Source organism: Alcanivorax nanhaiticus (assembly GCF_000756665.1).
GTDB lineage: Bacteria > Pseudomonadota > Gammaproteobacteria > Pseudomonadales > Alcanivoracaceae > Alcanivorax > Alcanivorax nanhaiticus.
Genome location: NZ_ARXV01000011.1, coordinates 1 through 16568, shown reverse-complemented (window position 1 = coordinate 16568; position 16568 = coordinate 1). Strand labels below are relative to the sequence as shown.

At 55.8% G+C, this 16568-nt stretch carries 18 protein-coding genes and 1 pseudogene; all 19 read left to right on the top strand.

Annotation, left to right across the window (positions count from 1 at the left end; translation table 11 throughout):
- The first annotated feature begins 56 nt into the window (after positions 1 to 56).
- A complete protein-coding gene (locus tag Y5S_RS13140) occupies positions 57 to 1115 on the top strand; it encodes a bifunctional nicotinamide-nucleotide adenylyltransferase/Nudix hydroxylase (RefSeq protein WP_035233577.1) in 1059 nt (352 codons plus the stop codon).
- Between the two features lie 19 nt (positions 1116 to 1134).
- Complete coding sequence (locus Y5S_RS13135) at positions 1135 to 2229, top strand: PIN domain-containing protein (protein WP_052041607.1); 1095 nt, start codon at positions 1135 to 1137, stop codon at positions 2227 to 2229.
- Entirely contained in the window at positions 2219 to 3325 is a 1107-nt protein-coding gene (locus Y5S_RS13130; RefSeq protein ID WP_052041606.1) for a class I SAM-dependent methyltransferase, read from the top strand. The genes Y5S_RS13135 and Y5S_RS13130 overlap by 11 nt, the downstream gene beginning before the upstream one ends.
- A gap of 208 nt (positions 3326 to 3533) precedes the next feature.
- Positions 3534 to 4946: a nicotinate phosphoribosyltransferase gene (locus Y5S_RS13125; protein WP_035233575.1), complete on the top strand. Its 1413-nt coding sequence runs from the start codon at positions 3534 to 3536 to the stop codon at positions 4944 to 4946.
- Positions 4947 to 5279: 333 nt separating this feature from the next.
- The gene (locus tag Y5S_RS13120; protein WP_052041605.1) at positions 5280 to 6173 is read left to right on the top strand and encodes an urease accessory protein UreD; all 894 of its coding nucleotides are present in this window, start codon (positions 5280 to 5282) and stop codon (positions 6171 to 6173) included.
- A gap of 29 nt (positions 6174 to 6202) precedes the next feature.
- Positions 6203 to 6505 (top strand): urease subunit gamma, encoded by a 303-nt coding sequence (gene ureA, locus Y5S_RS13115; protein WP_035233573.1) that lies wholly within the window; start codon positions 6203 to 6205, stop codon positions 6503 to 6505.
- A gap of 12 nt (positions 6506 to 6517) precedes the next feature.
- On the top strand, positions 6518 to 6823 hold the full coding sequence (locus Y5S_RS13110) for an urease subunit beta (RefSeq protein ID WP_035233572.1): 306 nt from the start codon (positions 6518 to 6520) through the stop codon (positions 6821 to 6823).
- Between the two features lie 133 nt (positions 6824 to 6956).
- Positions 6957 to 8651 (top strand): urease subunit alpha, encoded by a 1695-nt coding sequence (gene ureC, locus Y5S_RS13105; RefSeq protein WP_269319447.1) that lies wholly within the window; start codon positions 6957 to 6959, stop codon positions 8649 to 8651.
- A gap of 31 nt (positions 8652 to 8682) precedes the next feature.
- Positions 8683 to 9225: an urease accessory protein UreE gene (gene ureE, locus Y5S_RS13100; protein WP_035233567.1), complete on the top strand. Its 543-nt coding sequence runs from the start codon at positions 8683 to 8685 to the stop codon at positions 9223 to 9225.
- A 43-nt stretch (positions 9226 to 9268) separates the two neighbouring features.
- On the top strand, positions 9269 to 9853 hold the full coding sequence (locus Y5S_RS13095) for a HupE/UreJ family protein (RefSeq protein ID WP_035233565.1): 585 nt from the start codon (positions 9269 to 9271) through the stop codon (positions 9851 to 9853).
- A gap of 9 nt (positions 9854 to 9862) precedes the next feature.
- Positions 9863 to 10552, top strand: coding sequence for an urease accessory protein UreF (locus tag Y5S_RS13090; protein WP_035233564.1), 690 nt, complete (start codon positions 9863 to 9865; stop codon positions 10550 to 10552).
- A 95-nt stretch (positions 10553 to 10647) separates the two neighbouring features.
- Positions 10648 to 11295 (top strand): urease accessory protein UreG, encoded by a 648-nt coding sequence (gene ureG, locus Y5S_RS13085; protein ID WP_035233562.1) that lies wholly within the window; start codon positions 10648 to 10650, stop codon positions 11293 to 11295.
- Positions 11296 to 11621: 326 nt separating this feature from the next.
- Entirely contained in the window at positions 11622 to 12638 is a 1017-nt protein-coding gene (locus Y5S_RS13080) for a hypothetical protein (RefSeq protein ID WP_035233560.1), read from the top strand.
- A 146-nt stretch (positions 12639 to 12784) separates the two neighbouring features.
- A complete protein-coding gene (locus Y5S_RS13075; protein WP_035233559.1) occupies positions 12785 to 13243 on the top strand; it encodes a hypothetical protein in 459 nt (152 codons plus the stop codon).
- A gap of 83 nt (positions 13244 to 13326) precedes the next feature.
- On the top strand, positions 13327 to 13710 hold the full coding sequence (locus tag Y5S_RS13070) for a hypothetical protein (RefSeq protein WP_035233558.1): 384 nt from the start codon (positions 13327 to 13329) through the stop codon (positions 13708 to 13710).
- Between the two features lie 162 nt (positions 13711 to 13872).
- Entirely contained in the window at positions 13873 to 14778 is a 906-nt protein-coding gene (locus Y5S_RS19210) for a hypothetical protein (protein ID WP_052041604.1), read from the top strand.
- 227 nt (positions 14779 to 15005) lie between these two features.
- Complete coding sequence (locus tag Y5S_RS13060; protein WP_035233557.1) at positions 15006 to 15398, top strand: hypothetical protein; 393 nt, start codon at positions 15006 to 15008, stop codon at positions 15396 to 15398.
- A gap of 182 nt (positions 15399 to 15580) precedes the next feature.
- Positions 15581 to 16228 (top strand): hypothetical protein, encoded by a 648-nt coding sequence (locus Y5S_RS13055; protein WP_035233702.1) that lies wholly within the window; start codon positions 15581 to 15583, stop codon positions 16226 to 16228.
- Positions 16229 to 16362: 134 nt separating this feature from the next.
- Positions 16363 to 16568, top strand: a pseudogene (locus Y5S_RS13050) (transposase); the annotation flags it as partial.

The window sequence follows — 16568 nt, the reverse complement described above, 5'->3', positions numbered from 1 at the left end:
CGGTTCACGGCAGCGAGACAGACTTGCTGCCCACATCCACGGCAAGGAGCTTGCTGATGCAGTACGAATTCGATTTCGCGGTCTTTATTGGCCGCTTTCAGCCCTTTCACGCCGGTCACCTGCAGGTGGTGCGCACCGGTCTGGAGAAAGCCGAACGATTAATCTTGTTGATCGGTTCCGCCTGGCAGGCTCGCAATCCCCGCAACCCCTGGACTCACCAGGAGCGAGAACAGATGGTGCGCGCCTGCCTGACGGAAAGTGAAAACCAGCGCTTGCTGTGTTTGCCGTTGATGGACGTGCCCTACAATGACGAAGCCTGGGTGCGAAACGTGCAGGCCACCGTCGCCGGTATGGTCACCGCCCATCACGCCACCCCGCACCGGCCAGCGCGCATTGCCCTGATCGGGCACCGCAAGGATCACACCGGTTTTTATCTGAACCTGTTCCCGCAGTGGTCCGCAGTGGGCGTAGACAACGTGCGGCAGATCAGCGCCACGCCGATTCGCGAGCGTTACTTTTCCGCTGCCCCGGAAACACTGCTCCCCTCGCTGGTCGATACGGACGTGCTGCCGTCAGCAGTGGCGTCCTACCTCACTGGCTTTGCCAATGATGCCGGTGCTTACCAGCACATCCGCGATGAAATCGCCTTCGTGCGCAAATACCGCGATGCCTGGTCGTCCGCGCCCTATGCGCCCACCTTCGTGACGGTGGATGGTGTGGTGGTGCAGTCCGGCCATGTGTTGCTGGTGGAGCGTCGCGCCAGCCCCGGCAAGGGGTTGTGGGCGTTGCCCGGTGGCTTTGTGGATGGCAGTGAACGGTTGCTGGATGCCTGCCTGCGGGAACTGCGCGAGGAGACCCGCTTGAAAGTTCCGGCCCCGGTACTCAAAGGCTCCATCCGCCGACAGGAAGTCTACGACGACCCCTACCGTTCCGCTCGCGGCCGCACCATCACCCACGCGTTCTATATGGAACTGGAGCCCAATGCCAGCCTGCCAAAAGTGAAGGGCGGTGACGATGCCCGCCAGGCACGTTGGGTACCGTTGGGCGAACTGACCCCGGAGCGGTTGTTCGAAGATCACTACTTCATCATTCAGGACATCCTCGGGTTGATCTGACCGGGAACGTGAGCAGGGCATGGAACTGGACGCCGTTATACAGCGCTATCAGCATGAGCTGGCCACCACCGTCTTCCGGGAACCCCACCCGGAGGACGCCAGTCGCTGGCATCATCAGCGCATTGGTGAGCGCACCTGGCGGGTCGCCCAACCGGTAACGCTGACCCCCTACGCCGCGGTGCAGCCCTGCTCCGCCCGCTGCCGGTTCTGCTCGGAAAACCTGCGAGAAAAGGGCGATACCGGCACCCACGCCAGCCTGCTGCGCCCGGGCACGAACTACTTCAACCAGCTGCAGACAGCGCTGGCGGCGCTACGCGGTCTGCCGTTGTCTTATTCCCTGTCGGGCCTGGAAATGACCGACCATCGTGACTGGTTTCTGCGCCTGCTGGATTGCCTGTCGTCCCATGCGGCGGTGAGCCCGGTGGAGAGCAGGGTGCTGTACAGCAATGGTGCCGGGCTCACTGCGCTGGGGGAGGATGCGGAGCTGGCCGCGGCCATCCGCAGTTTCGCCTTCGACTGGGTGGAGCTGTCGCGGCACCATCCCGACACCGTTACCAACCAGCAGATCATGCGCTTTCGTTCCCACGAAGGGGTCATGATCACGGACCACTTTCGTGAGTGTGTCGCACAACTGGGCGCACTCACAGAGGTCAAGCTGGTGTGTCTGGTGCAGCAGGGCGGGGTGGACAGCCTCGCCGCCCTGCAGCGTTATCTGGACTGGGCTCGCTCGCTGGGGGTACGTCATGTGATCCTGAGGGAAATGTCGCAACTGGATCAGCGCTACCGCGCCAACGGCACCCAGCGCTATATCAGCGCGTCGCGAGTGTCTGTGGCGGGCCTGCTGCAGGCCTTTCTGGAAGCTCATCCCCCGGCACAGGGCACCCGCCTGCGGCAGGCCACCCACGGCTATTACTTTTCCAATCTGGTAATCGAAAGTGATGGCCTGACCGTCACCTTTGAATCTTCCAACTATCAGCGCCTGCACGAAAAGCATGACAGCGGCCAGATCTTCAAACTGGTGTTCCATGCCAACGGCAACCTGTGCGCGGACTGGAATCCGGAGCGCCATGTCCTGATCCACGCCGTCAACGGAGACATCACCCATGCCCAATAGCTGGCTGCACCTGGACGCCAACCAGGACACCCATGCCCTGGATCACACCCTCGCCAGCAACGACCCGTTTGCTGCCCGTGACCGGGGCTGGGTAGAACAGATGCGGCCTTTCGTGCGCGAGTTGTCCCAACCCGGTGATCGGGTGCTGGACCCCTTTGCCGGCTTTGCGTCCACCCTGGTCGCGGCCTGCCAGGAAGGTCGGCAAGGTGTCGGTATCGAAATTGAACCGGGCCGTCTGCACACGGCGCGCCAGCGACTCGATGAGCTGGGCCTTGAGCACGCCACCCTGATCCAGGGCGACTGTGAAACCGCACTGGCGAACATGGAACCCGTCGACCTGGTGCTCACCAGCTTGCCGTATTTCGGTTGCGGCATGGAAAGCGCTCACCATGGCCAGCTCTACGGCGCGGGCAGCTACGCACACTTTTTGCAAAAAGTGCGCGGCATTCTCAAGGCACTCAAGCCGATCATCAAACCGGGGGCTTACATCGTAGTCGGTGCCGAAAACCTGCAACTGGATGGCCTCTGGGTACCCCAGGCCTGGGATGTGGCACGGCTGCTGGCCGAACGATTCCGTTTTATCGAGGAGCGAGTCATTGTTTACGACCGTCCCCACACCGACAGCACCTCACCGCGCAGCAACCGCGCCCATGAATACATGCTGGTGGCGCAAAACAGCGCCCGCGTCTGTGACCGGGATGCCGCAATGTCACTGCTTCAGTTACTGCAAGCGGATTTCCCGCAGGCCATGGTCATCGGCAGTTTCGCTCGCTGGTTGAAGGGCGAAGCGGTAACACCGTCGGATGTGGACCTGCTGTTGCCCAACGATTCACGCGTACTGCAGCCACTCACTCAGTGGCTGGAAAGCCGGGGCTTTCAGCTCACCCGCTGGGGTGCCCCTCTGCAGGCAACCATGACAACCCAGGCCATGGCCGGTGCCAACTACTTGCGCGCCGAACGACTGGCTGCGACCGGCAGCACCCTCACCCTGGACCTGGCCTTCCATGCGGATCCGCAGGTCTACCCGCAGCTGGCAGGCAAGGCGGAAACACGTCAGGGCATTATCTGCCTCAGCGAGCCTGTAGACCTGGGCTAGCGTCCCTTGGGGGAGCGGTCGTTCGACCGCGATTGCCACCTTGTATGCATCAGCCGCAAAGGCCCCGTAAAAAACAGTTGACACATTAGTGGCGTATCGCCAATATATATTCATCGGCACGACGGGACCCGTCAGTGCCGAGCAGCGGATCGCTGCCAGCGTGCTGGAAAGACCGGCGCCAATCACAATCGACAGGAGGAACTCCGTCATGCGTAACCTGATTCTCAACACCGATTCCTACAAGACCTCTCACTTCGCCCAATACCCGGCCGGTGCCGAGTATGTCTCCAGCTATATCGAATCCCGTGGTGGTCGCTACCGCGACACCGTGTTCTTCGGCCTGCAGGCCTTCCTCAAGGAATACCTGAGTCGCCCGATCAGCAAAGCGGATATCGAAGAAGCCGAGGCGGTCTGTGTTGCGCACGGCGTTCCCTTCAACCGTCCGGGCTGGGATTACATTCTCGACAACTACGACGGTTACCTGCCCATCGAAATCGAAGCCGTGCCGGAAGGCACCGTGGTGCCCACCGGTAATGTGCTGGTGCAGGTCATGAACACCGATCCGAACTGCGCCTGGCTCACCAGCTATGTGGAAACCGCCCTGTTGCGCGCCATCTGGTATCCCACCACCGTCGCCACGGTGTCCCGCAACTGCCGCACCATCATCCAGCGCTACCTGGAAGATACCGCCGACAACAGCGACAGCCTGCCCTTCAAACTGCACGACTTCGGTGCCCGTGGTGCCACCTCGGAAGAAGCCGCAGCTCTCGGTGGCATGGCACACCTGGTTAACTTTGCCGGTACCGATACCCTGTCCGCGATCATGGCCGCGCGCCGTTACTACGGTGCCGACATGGCCGGCTTCTCCATCCCGGCGGCAGAGCACAGCACCATTACCAGCTGGGGGCGCGACGGTGAAACCCGGGCCTACGCCAACATGATCCAGCAATTCGGCGGGCAAGACCGGGTGGTGGCGGTAGTCAGCGATTCCTACGACATCTGGAACGCCATCGACAACCTGTGGGGTGGCGAACTGCGTGAGCTGGTAGAGCAGGCCGGCGGCACCCTGGTGGTCCGTCCTGATTCCGGCGAACCGGTGGAGATCGTCCCGGAAGCCATCGAACGGTTGATGGCCCGTTTCGGCTACCGCACCAACAGCAAAGGCTACCGGGTGCTGCCGGACTGCGTGCGCTTGATTCAGGGCGACGGCGTCTGTGCCCAGTCCATCGAAGCGATCCTGCAGGAAATGAAAGCCCGTGGCCTGAGTGCGGATAATGTGGCCTTCGGCATGGGCGGCGAGTTGCTTCAAAAGCTTAACCGCGACACCCAGAAGTTCGCCATGAAAGCCTCTGCTATCTGCATCAACGGCGAATGGCGCGACGTCTACAAGGATCCGATCACCGATCCAGGTAAACGCTCCAAGCGTGGCCGGTTGGCGTTAGTACGCAGAAACGAGAGCGTCGAGACGGTACGCGCCGATGCCCTGAACGGTGAAGGTGTTGAGGGTGTAGATAGTGAAGAGAACCAACTGATCAAGGTGTTCCGTAATGGTGAAACCCTGGTCGATTGGGACTTCGAAACCATTCGCCAGCGGGCGGCACAAGGCAACGGCGGCAATTAATCTGCCAATGTCCTGTACCTCCGTGGCCCAGCCGCTGATCAAGGAGTAATGCTGTTCAATTAAGCTCAGGGTTTTTGTGGGAGCGGCGGTTCCGCCGCGATAGGCCGAGGCATGACTGAAATGCCGTATCGCGGTCGAACGCCCGCTCCTACAAAAAACCTTGCCACCACATCCATCCGGCTTTTGACTTTCGCAACTCGCAACTCGCAACTCGCAACTCATCACTGATCCGCGTCGACTCCCCGCCTTCGCCAACTTGTATACCACCTTGTATGGCACGCTTGATGCATAAACTTGGTGCATATCACACCGTCAGGCAAAAGGGGTCAGGCCGTGACCGTACAAGAGCCGGTGCCAACCGATCAGGCGCACCGGGAGCAACCGACATCGCCGAGCCATGGCAGTGGCTGGCAGGCCAGCCTGCACATGCAGCTGGAATGCTCCATGACGGGGCATGGTGCCAAGACGGTGATGACCGGCCTGCACCATTATGGCCCGCTGCGCGTGCAGCGCCCCTTCTACCCGGAAGGCGACACGGCGCATATCTACCTGCTGCATCCCCCCGGTGGCGTGGTCGGTGGCGATGGTCTGGATATCGACATCACCGCCCGGCGCCAGGCCCATGGCCTGTTCACCACCCCCGGTGCCACCAAGTTCTATCTCAGCGCCGGCGACACCGCCCGGGTCCGTCAGGCCCTCACCGTGGAAGCCGGTGGCACCCTGGAGTGGTTTCCCCAGGAAAACATCTTCTTCCCCGGCGCCAAGGTGCACATGGACACCACCATCGATCTCAGCGGAAACGCCCGCTTCATGGGCTGGGAGATTTCCTGCCTGGGGCGGCCGGTGAACAGCGAGATCTTTGAACAGGGCAATATCGATGCGCGCTTTCGCATCAGCCGTGATGGCAAGCCAGTCATGATCGAACGCCTCAAGGTAGATCAGCCGCGCCACCTGAATGCCACCTCCGGGCTGCGTAACTTCCCTATGCAGGCCCTGTTTGTCGCCACCGGCTGCAACGAGGCCTTGCTGGAACAGGCCCGCGAACTGATCGAAGGCAAGGCTGGCGACATGCCCTGCGGCCTCACCTTGATCGACGACATCCTGGTCATGCGCGTGCTCGGCACCCGCTGCGAAAAGATCCAGGCATTGATGATTCCGGTCTGGCAGAAGCTGCGCCAGACGCTACTGAACAAACCGGCGGGCATCCCGCGTATCTGGAATACCTGAAACGGTAAAAGAGAAAGAGACGCCAAACCATGGAACTGACACCCAGAGAAAAAGACAAGCTGCTCATCTTCACCGCCGCCCTGCTGGCCGAGCGCCGTCTGGCCCGTGGCCTGAAACTGAACTACCCGGAATCCGTGGCACTGATTACCGCTGCCATCATGGAAGGGGCCCGCGATGGCAAGACCGTGGCAGAACTCATGGGCGAAGGACGCACCATTCTGAGTCGTGATGACGTGATGGAAGGGGTGCCGGAAATGATCCACGAAGTGCAGGTGGAAGCCACCTTCCCGGACGGCACCAAGCTGGTCACCGTCCATGACCCGATTGTGTAAAGGAGTGCACCCATGATTCCCGGCGAAATGAAAGTGCAGGACGGCGACATCGAAATCAATCCCGGTCGCGACACCGTCACCGTGGAAGTAGCCAACACCGGCGACCGTCCCATCCAGGTGGGCTCCCATTACCACTTCTACGAAGTGAACAACGCCCTGCAATTCGATCGCGAAAAAACCAAAGGCTTCCGGCTCAACATCCCCGCCGGCACCGCGGTACGTATCGAACCCGGCCAGAGCCGCACCGTGGAACTGGTGGCCTACGCCGGCGAGCGAAAAGTCTACGGCTTCCAGGGCAAGGTCATGGGCCAGCTTTAACAACATTCGCCGTAGGAGCCTGCCTGCAGGCGATCAAAAAACTTCGCCTGCAGGCAGGCTCCTACGGATAAAAATTTCGCCAGAGATTGGACAGCCAGCTCTGGCAAAAAACAGGAGAACCACCGTGGCAACAATGTCCAGACAGGCTTACGCCGACATGTTCGGGCCCACCACCGGTGACCGGGTACGGCTCGCCGACACCGACCTGTGGATCCAGGTAGAAAAAGACTTCACCGTCTACGGCGACGAAGTGAAATTCGGCGGTGGCAAGGTGATCCGCGACGGCATGGGCCAGTCCCAGCACCCCTCTGCCAAAGTCATGGACCTGGTCATCACCAATGCCCTGATCCTCGACTACTGGGGCATCGTCAAGGCCGACATCGGCATCAAGGCCGGACGCATCGCCGCCATCGGCAAGGCCGGTAACCCGGACGTGCAGCCCGACGTGGATATCATCGTCGGCCCCGGCACCGATGTGATCGCCGGGGAAGGCAGCATCATCACCGCCGGCGGCATCGACTCGCACATTCACTTTATCTGCCCGCAGCAGATCGACGAGGCGCTGGCCTCCGGCGTCACCACCATGATCGGCGGTGGCACCGGCCCCACCACCGGCACCAACGCCACCACGGTTACCCCCGGCCCCTGGAACATGGCGCGCATGCTGGAAGCAGCAGATTCGTTCCCCATGAACCTGGGCTTCCTGGGCAAGGGCAACGCCAGCCTGTCGGAATCGCTCACTGAACAGATCGCCGCCGGCGGCATCGGCCTGAAACTGCACGAAGACTGGGGCACCACCCCGGCCGCCATCGACAACTGCCTCACCGTGGCCGAACAGACCGACACCCAGGTGGCGATCCACACCGACACCCTGAACGAATCCGGCTTTGTGGAAGACACCATCGCCGCGTTCAAGGATCGCACCATCCACACCTATCACACCGAAGGGGCGGGCGGTGGTCACGCACCGGACATCATCCGCGCGGCGGGGCTGGCCAATGTGTTGCCATCCTCCACCAACCCCACCCGGCCCTACACGGTGAACACCGCCGATGAGCACCTGGACATGCTCATGGTCTGTCACCACCTGGACCCGAGCATTCCCGAAGACGTGGCCTTCGCCGAATCGCGCATCCGCCGCGAAACCATCGCCGCCGAAGACATCCTCCACGACCTCGGCGCCTTCTCCATGATCGCCTCGGATTCCCAGGCCATGGGCCGGGTCGGGGAAGTGGTCATGCGCACCTGGCAAACCGCCCACAAGATGAAAGTACAGCGCGGCAGCCTCAAGGAAGACCCGTCCGAACACGACAACTTCCGCGCCAAACGCTACGTGGCCAAGTACACCATCAACCCGGCCCTGGCCCACGGCATGGCCCACGAAATCGGCTCGGTGGAAGTGGGCAAGCTGGCGGATCTGGTGCTGTGGAGCCCGGCCTTCTTCGGCGTGAAACCCAACCTGATCATTAAGGGCGGCATGGTCGCCATGGCCAAGATGGGCGACCCCAACGCCTCCATCCCGACGCCACAGCCGGTGCATTACCGCCCCATGTTCGGGTCCTACGGCAAGGCCCGCCAGGCCACCACCATGACGTTCATCTCCCAGGCAGCCATGGATGCCGGCATCCCCGAGCAACTGAAACTGGCCAACCGCATCGGCGTGGTGAAAGGCTGCCGTACCGTGCAGAAGAAAGACATGCTGCTCAACGACTGGCAGCCGAACCTGGAAGTGGACCCGCAAACCTATCAAGTGCGCGCCGACGGTCAGCTGCTCACCTGCGACCCGGCGGACGTGCTGCCCATGGCCCAGCGCTACTTCCTATTTTAACGGGGCGCTTTAGACAGACATTGAGAACACCATGATCGAACTGACGAAAAAATTGAACGAGACCGCCCTGGAAGGCATCGACAACAGCACGCTGAAAATCCTCAGCCTGCCCATCGATGCGCGCATCAAGAGCCGCCAGAAAGCTCTGCTGGAAACCGGCGAGCCGGTGGGCCTGTTTCTGGAACGCGGCACCCTGCTGCGTGGCGGCGATGTGCTCAGCAACGCCGATGGCGTGCTGGTCAAAGTCATCGCCGCCGATGAAACCGTCTCCACCATCCAGTGCGACGACGCCCTCATGCTCGCCAAGGTGGCCTACCACCTGGGCAACCGCCACGTGCCCCTGCAGATCGAAACCGGCTTCGTGCGTTACCAGCACGACCACGTGCTCGACGACATGGTGCGCCAGCTCCCCGGTGCCGATACCAGCGTCACCGTAAACGTAGAGCAGGCCCCGTTCGAACCGGAAGCCGGTGCCTACCAGCAGGGCGGGGGTCACCATGGCCATTCCCATGGGCACGGCCATTCGCACGATCACGACCACAGCCACGATCACTCACACGAACACAGTCATTGAGATAACGCGATGCCCCGGGGCGTCGTCACGAAAGGAGCACACCATGAAACACCTGACTCGCAAGGCCAGCACCGCGGCCCTCACCCTGGCCGCTGTCGCCCTGCCAGCCGCCGCCATCGCTCACACCGGCGAAGGCGCCCACGTGCACGGTGGCCTGATGGCTGGCCTCACTCATCCTGTCACCGGCATGGATCACCTGGTGGCCCTGGTGCTGTTTGGCGCCTTGCTGGCCGGCACCACCCTCAAGGAAAAACAACTGGGTTTTGCTGCCGCCGGCATCAGTCTGGCCGCCGGCTTTGCCGGTGGGATCGCCCTCGGTGGCCACGTGGCCATGGAATGGCTGATCACCGCCTCGGCCTTACTGTTCGCCGCCGCCCTGGCGTTCCCGGCCAGCGTGCGTGGCAAGGCCGCCTGCGCCGTCGCCTTCCTGCTGGGCGCCCACGGCTGGGCCCATGGCGTGGAAATGAGCGGCAGCCTGGCGGGCTTTGGCGCGGGCTTTATGGCCAGCTCCGTACTGCTGATGCTGGCAGGCCTGCCACTGGGCCAACAGATCCAGAAAATCGCCCCGGCCCTGCGTGCCGTACTGGCCGCCGGCGCAGCCCTGGGTCTGATGCTGCTGGCGGGCTGATCACCAACCATGAGCAACAGTGCCTTCTTCCGCCTGCAGCAACTGATCAGCCCGTCGCTGCCCATCGGTGCCTTCACCTATTCGCAAGGTATGGAATGGGCCGTGGAGTGCGGCTGGATCAAGGATGCGGACGACGTCTACGTGTGGCTCGATGGCCTGCTGGAAAGCAGCGTTGGCGCCCTGGAGCTGCCGGTATTGGCGCGGCTCTACCACGCCAGCCAACAGCAGGATGTAGAGGCCTTCAGCCACTGGGCCGACACCCTGTTGGCCTGGAGAGAGACCAGCGAACTGCGCGCCGAAGAATGCCAGCGCGGCCAGGCCCTCACCATGGTGCTGGACAAACTGCCGGACGCGGCAGGCTGGCCGGAGCTGCAACAGCCTGAGTGGCGCGAGGCCCTGGGCCAGACCCAACTGGCCGGCTTCGCCCTGGCCTGCGCCCGCTGGAATGTAGATCTGGAGCAGGCGCTGAACGGCTACCTGTGGAGCTGGCTGGAAAACATGGTCATCGTGGCGGTGAAACTCATCCCCCTGGGCCAGAGCGATGGCCAGCGGGTGCTCTACCGCTTCAGCGACCAACTGGCTGCCGTTACCCAGCAGGCCATGATCGTGGACGACGATGACATCGGCTCCTCGTCCCCCGCCATGGCCATCGCCAGCAGCCTCCACGAAACCCAATACTGCCGCCTGTTCCGGTCGTGAAAAGATACCCACACCCAATGTAGGAGCGGCGCTTGAGCCGCGAATGATTCATGTAGGAGCCTGCCTGCAGGCGATTAAGAACAACGGAGACAACCATGACAACCGAACACAAATCCCCCCTGCGCGTCGGCATCGGCGGCCCGGTCGGCTCCGGCAAAACCGCCCTGCTGGAAAAACTCTGCAAAGCCATGCGCGACGACTACCACATCGCCGTGGTCACCAACGACATCTACACCAAGGAAGATCAGCGCATCCTCACCGAAGCCGAAGCCCTGGAGCCGGAACGCATCGTCGGCGTGGAAACCGGCGGCTGCCCCCACACCGCCATCCGCGAAGACGCCTCCATGAACCTGGCGGCGGTGGAAAACCTCGCCCGCAAATTCGGCAACCTGGACGTGGTGTTCGTGGAAAGCGGCGGCGACAACCTCAGCGCCACCTTCTCACCGGAGCTGGCGGACCTGACCATCTACGTGATCGATGTGGCTTCCGGGGAGAAGATTCCCCGTAAAGGCGGGCCCGGTATCACCAAGTCGGATCTGCTGGTGATCAACAAGATCGATCTGGCCGATCTGGTGGGGGCGGATCTGGGGATTATGGAATCGGATACCAACCGGATGCGCGGGGAGAAGCCCTGGGCGTTTTCTAATCTGAGGAACGATGTGGAGGGGTTGGAGAAGATTATTGGGTTTATTGTGGAGGAGGGGATGTTGAGGAGTCATTCGGAGAAGGCGGCGGCGGGGTAAGAGTTAATAGTTAACAATGAATAGTGAATAGTTGAGCCCGGCGTTGCCGGGCTTTTTTGTGGGTGGGTGATGGCGTAATGATTTCATGGGTGGGTTGGTAGGCATGGGGGTGGATTTGTAAGAGATGGCTTACAGCGGATGTAAACTTTTTGATATAGAGTGAATGTTATTCGAGAAGGGGCTTGAAGAGGTGGGGAGAGTGTTGCGTTGGCGCGTGTGGTCAGATGCTTCGAGTATTCAAGATGTAAGACCTAAAGGCGCCTCCTCGAATCATGCTTACAAAACATTTCGATTGTATCCATATTTGAATGAAAGATGAGGGGATTATGAGCCAAGCAAAACAAGAAGAAGGTCTAAAAGCAGTATTTAGTGAAATAACAAAAACAAAAATTGATAGTCTTGTTTCAGAACCAGAATGGGGAAGTATTACTTTTGAGGGATCAAGGAAAGATCTCGAAAGGGTTTTTGGAATATGTAATCACTTTAAATTGCTTCCTCTAGAGCTACTTCCAGAAGATATAGCATCAGCGATTATAAATCATGGCAATGGTGTGAATGCAGTAATCGAGAAGATTCGTGGTTTTACCATTGAGCAGGATAACCCTTCTGCAGCAAGAAATAATATTGCCGTCGAGCTCAAGAAGAATGTGGATGCATTTTATAAAACAGCACACATATACGTTCCTTACCTAGCCTACCAGAAAGGTGAAATACAGGAGAATATCAGAAACTTAACAAAATCGGTCTCTGATGCCAGAGAGAATTTTGATTCTGCAAGAGAGTATGCAGATAAAAAAAAGATAGAGATAGATAAGATCGTTAGTTCTGCAAAAGAGGCTTCTGCGAGTGTTGGAGTGGGTCATTTCACATCTGATTTCAATGGGGAAGCCGAATATTTAGAAGGGGCTGCTTCAAAGTGGTTGACGGCTACAGTTTTACTGGCTGCGTTAACTTTTCTATTCGGGATTTACTTCCTCAATTCTGATCCGGATTTAGATACAGTTGCAAAGTCGATCCAGTATATATCATCAAAAATCCTTATCTTGGTGCTTCTCATAACGGCAACACTTTGGTGTGGAAATTTATATAAGGCAACCAAGCACCAGTCTTCCGCAAACAAATTTAAGTCAAACGCGCTAAAGACCTTTCAAGCATTTGTTAACGCCACAGATGATGTTGCGGTGAGGGATGCGGTATTGATCGAAACGACACGAGCAATATTCTCTGAAAGCGCAACAGGGTATATAGGCGGTGAAGGAGGAGGGACAGAGAAGAGTACCAAGATTGTTGAGGTAGTTAAAAATGGTGCTCAAGCTGCATCAGCAGCTTCTAGATCAGGATAAGAAAACGGGTGCTAATCGGGGACACGGATGCATTCGGCTACGAGACCAGGTTTTGCATCGCGGGTTTGGCGGAATATTCAAGGCTTTGCCTCGGTGGCTTAATTACAGGTGCATTTAAGATGCGTGTTTTGTTGTTGGGGGGATAAATGAAACATAGCGTTTGGGTTTGGGGAATCGCGATCTTGTTTAGTTTTGTTGGGGTCCGTTTTCTATCAATATATATGAAGCATGATGGGGAGATGCACTTCACCAATCAGTCTGCAGCGATGGCGTCAACGTTCGTTGAGGCCGAAATTGTTAATTCTAACGAGGTGACCTTGACTGTCGAAAATAAATCAAGGTTTAAATATGTTGATTTGATCGTTAGATGTGGTTTTGCAGGAGAAAGTGGTTCTGACATTAAGATGGTTTCAGTTCCCATCTATAATGAATATCCCGCCTACTCTGATTCCGTGATTACAACTGTTGATCTGGATGTTCCGGACCAGGCAGTTAGTGTTAAGTGTGTTGGCCATGAAGCTGAAATTAAATCTGAGAGATTGTGTTCTGTTGTCATATCAGGCGATTCAAAGGGTGAAATGAATTGTAAGGATGTGAATCTATAGCAAGGCGGAGCAATCGGGGATACGCATGAATTGGGGGCTTAGATTCAAGGAAGGAAGTTGGAAAGGATTTGGAGATAATAGACATGCACAAACAGATAATAACTGCGGGTTTCATTTTTATGGCGAATCCAGCTTTGGCGGACATGTCAAATAATATGAAGAAAGCAATGCCACAAATTTGCCATAATTACATTAGTTCAAATGTTCAAACTGTTGCTACGGGACAGATGGTCTTGGTTTCTGGAACCAGAATTCACCCTTTTGATGTCAAAGGTATATATGGTATGAAGCTTGAATATTTGGCTCAAATACAAGCTAATTATGCCTTTACTTATATGTGCGTTTTCGATGAACGCGGTATCGTTAATGATATGTATGGTGTTGACTTTAAAGAGTATGACGATGGGCAGGCTAGGGTTCTTATGAATATAGGGGAGAGATATAGAGCATCAAACGATATTAAGTGATCACAGCCTAATCGATGCAATAATCGAGGAAGGAGTAATCGGAACAGTAATCGTGGGTAATCGGGGACACGCACATCTTGCTATGCTTGGTTTACAGTGATGCAAGACATTCGCCGCTTGCGGTGTAGGAGATAAGAGAATCGATAAGCAATGAGTGAGAGCATGGAAACCACCGAAGCAGTAACAGAAGGCACCGAAGATCAAAATAACAACAGCGAAATTAACGCCACCAATTATTATGGGTACATGATTGCGGGGGTTGTAATTCTACTACTTGTCATTGCTGCATACTTCATCAATTTCAACTTCATCATGAATTCCAAACCGGGTGGCTCGGCTGAATGGGGCGCATTCGGTGATTTTGTTGGCGGTATTGCCAATCCATTTCTAGGGTTCGTCACGATTTTGCTGCTGATTTCCTCGCTTAGGTTGCAAGTAAAGGAATTGAGGGAAAGCACACAAGCGGTCAGGCAGTCAGCCATGGAGTTGGGACTTACCAGAAAATTCCATGCGAATCAGGAGACACTGCAATTACGCGATAATGTGCGTCCACAAATTGATAGTGAGTATAAAAATAGGATCGCTGCTTGCGAATATTTGCTAAATGATGATGTATACAGGGGGCGTTCTTTGAAGGCCTGTATAGATAAAAGCCCTCCTTCGTTGTTTGATCGTTATGCCAAAAGCTCAGATTTGGACGAGCAGGAACAGGATTATCTTGAAGAACAGTACAAGGAAAAGTTGAATGGTTATATCTGTCACATCGACGACTTGATTTCCTGTGCCCTGACATTAATTAAACTATCAGATTCGGATGTGTTTATAGCGCCTGTGGTTAGTGAAGTTGATGATAAGATAATTTTTCTTGTTTGGAATGATGTAATTAGCTTCAAAGAAGCTGACGAGCGCTGGTATTCCCAAATTGAGAAAGAAATTTCAAAAAGGCTTGATAATTCGTTTTTTCCTTCGCTGGAAACAACGAATATTAATTTGATGGAAATCATTGAAAATCGGCGCATGAATGATGCTGAATTTGCGGAGTGGGCAGATCCTGAGGAAACATTCTAGCGGCGGAGTAATCAGGTATTAGGTAATCAGGGACACGCATGAATTGGGGGATGTCTTACGCGGTTTTTGGCTAGTCTCTGATGTAGTTGGTTTCGAGTAGTTAGTAGTGTTGGATGATGGATAAGCAAGGAGGCTTATCATGACCCGGAAAACATGATAGCTAATCACCCAAGATCCTGAGTCTTTCATCATTGCATGTTCAGTGCTGTTATTAAGCTGAGAGAGTTATGAAGTCAAAATTGATTAAAGAGGATGAAATAAGACTTGAGGCCGATAAGCATAGTGAATTCCTGAATACTGCTTTGGGTCTTTTAACATTCACATTGGCACTGACCTGTTTGAGCTTTGATCATCCACAAAGAGCAGCCATCATTTGTCTAGGTGTTGTGATTCCCGTCTACATTCAAGCCTGGAAGCACTTTCCGAAAAGTATAACGGCATTGAGAGAGTTGGTTAAAGACACAGATGATGAGCATGCGAAGCAGTTGTTGAGATATCTAGAAGGTAAATATTTGGGGTTTAGGTCAATGTTGACCAAGAATGTATTGCTTTGGTATGGACTGATATTTTATTTCCTGGTTTTGTTGGATTTTCCTCCACTTGAATGGCTGAAGATATAACGGGCTGATCAGGGACATCCATGAATTGGACTCTCAAATAAGAGATAGAACATGGAAGTTATGGTTAAAGACAAAACGTTAAGCACACGAAGATGCCGACCCATAGAGTAATCGGGGACACGCATGAATTTCTCGGTTGAGATTACTGGGCTTGATCAATTTCAAAGTGGGGAAATATGAAGATGAAATTATTGGTATTGGTCGCCTTGGTGGTCATCACTGGTTGCACAACGGTACGCTACAACGGTGGTGAAACTTTTGTTAAAGAAGTCGATTACCCCGAAATTGGAAAAGTAATTACAGTATATGTTGGCGATCACATGGTTCAGAAAGGGACCATTACAGAAGAAAACGTATTACATGTAATAAAAACTATTGATGGGGCTTTATATGACATACCAGCAAAGAATTACTCACAGATTGGATATGATAATAAGCAAGACTTTTATTCAGCTATTGGTGTGGTGAGAGGGGGTTTGTCAGACCCCGTTAAGGCGCTTGCGCTAAAGAATGAAGATGGGGCCGAACTCTGCGTCGTTACTGTTTTCGGAGGAAAAGCTTGCTACAAGGGGGAATATGAAAAGAGGAAGCAGCTTGCAGAAAGAGGCAATAGCTTTCAGCAAACCCTGATATACAGCGGCCGAGTGGGTGAAAAAATTAATATAGGTTACCGTGAATTCAGCAACAATACGGCCAGGCCAGCATTCAATAACGATGTTGAGTATGATTTATCTAACTCAAACACAATCGGCTATAAAGGTGCTCTCATCGAGGTCATTGAAGCTGACAATAGTAGCATTACATATAAGTTGCTACGCAACTTCCCGTAGAGGAGTAACCGGGGAAGAGGAACCGGGACACGCACGAATTGGGGAATGTCTTACGAGGTTTGTGGTTGTTCTCTGATGTAGTTGGGTTTGAGTAGTCAGTAGTGTTGGGTGATGGATAAGCAAGGAGGCTTGTCATGACCCGAGCGCGTTATAGCCAGGTATCGCTGGATTCCACGTCTTACTATCACTGTATCTGCCGCTGTGTGCGGCGGGTCTTTCTGTGTGGCCAGGACCACTATTCTGGTCAGGATTATGAGCATCCCCGCCAATGGGTGGTGGATCGCCTTGCTGTTCTCGGTGAGGTATTTGCCATCGACCTTTGTGCCTATGCGGTGATGTC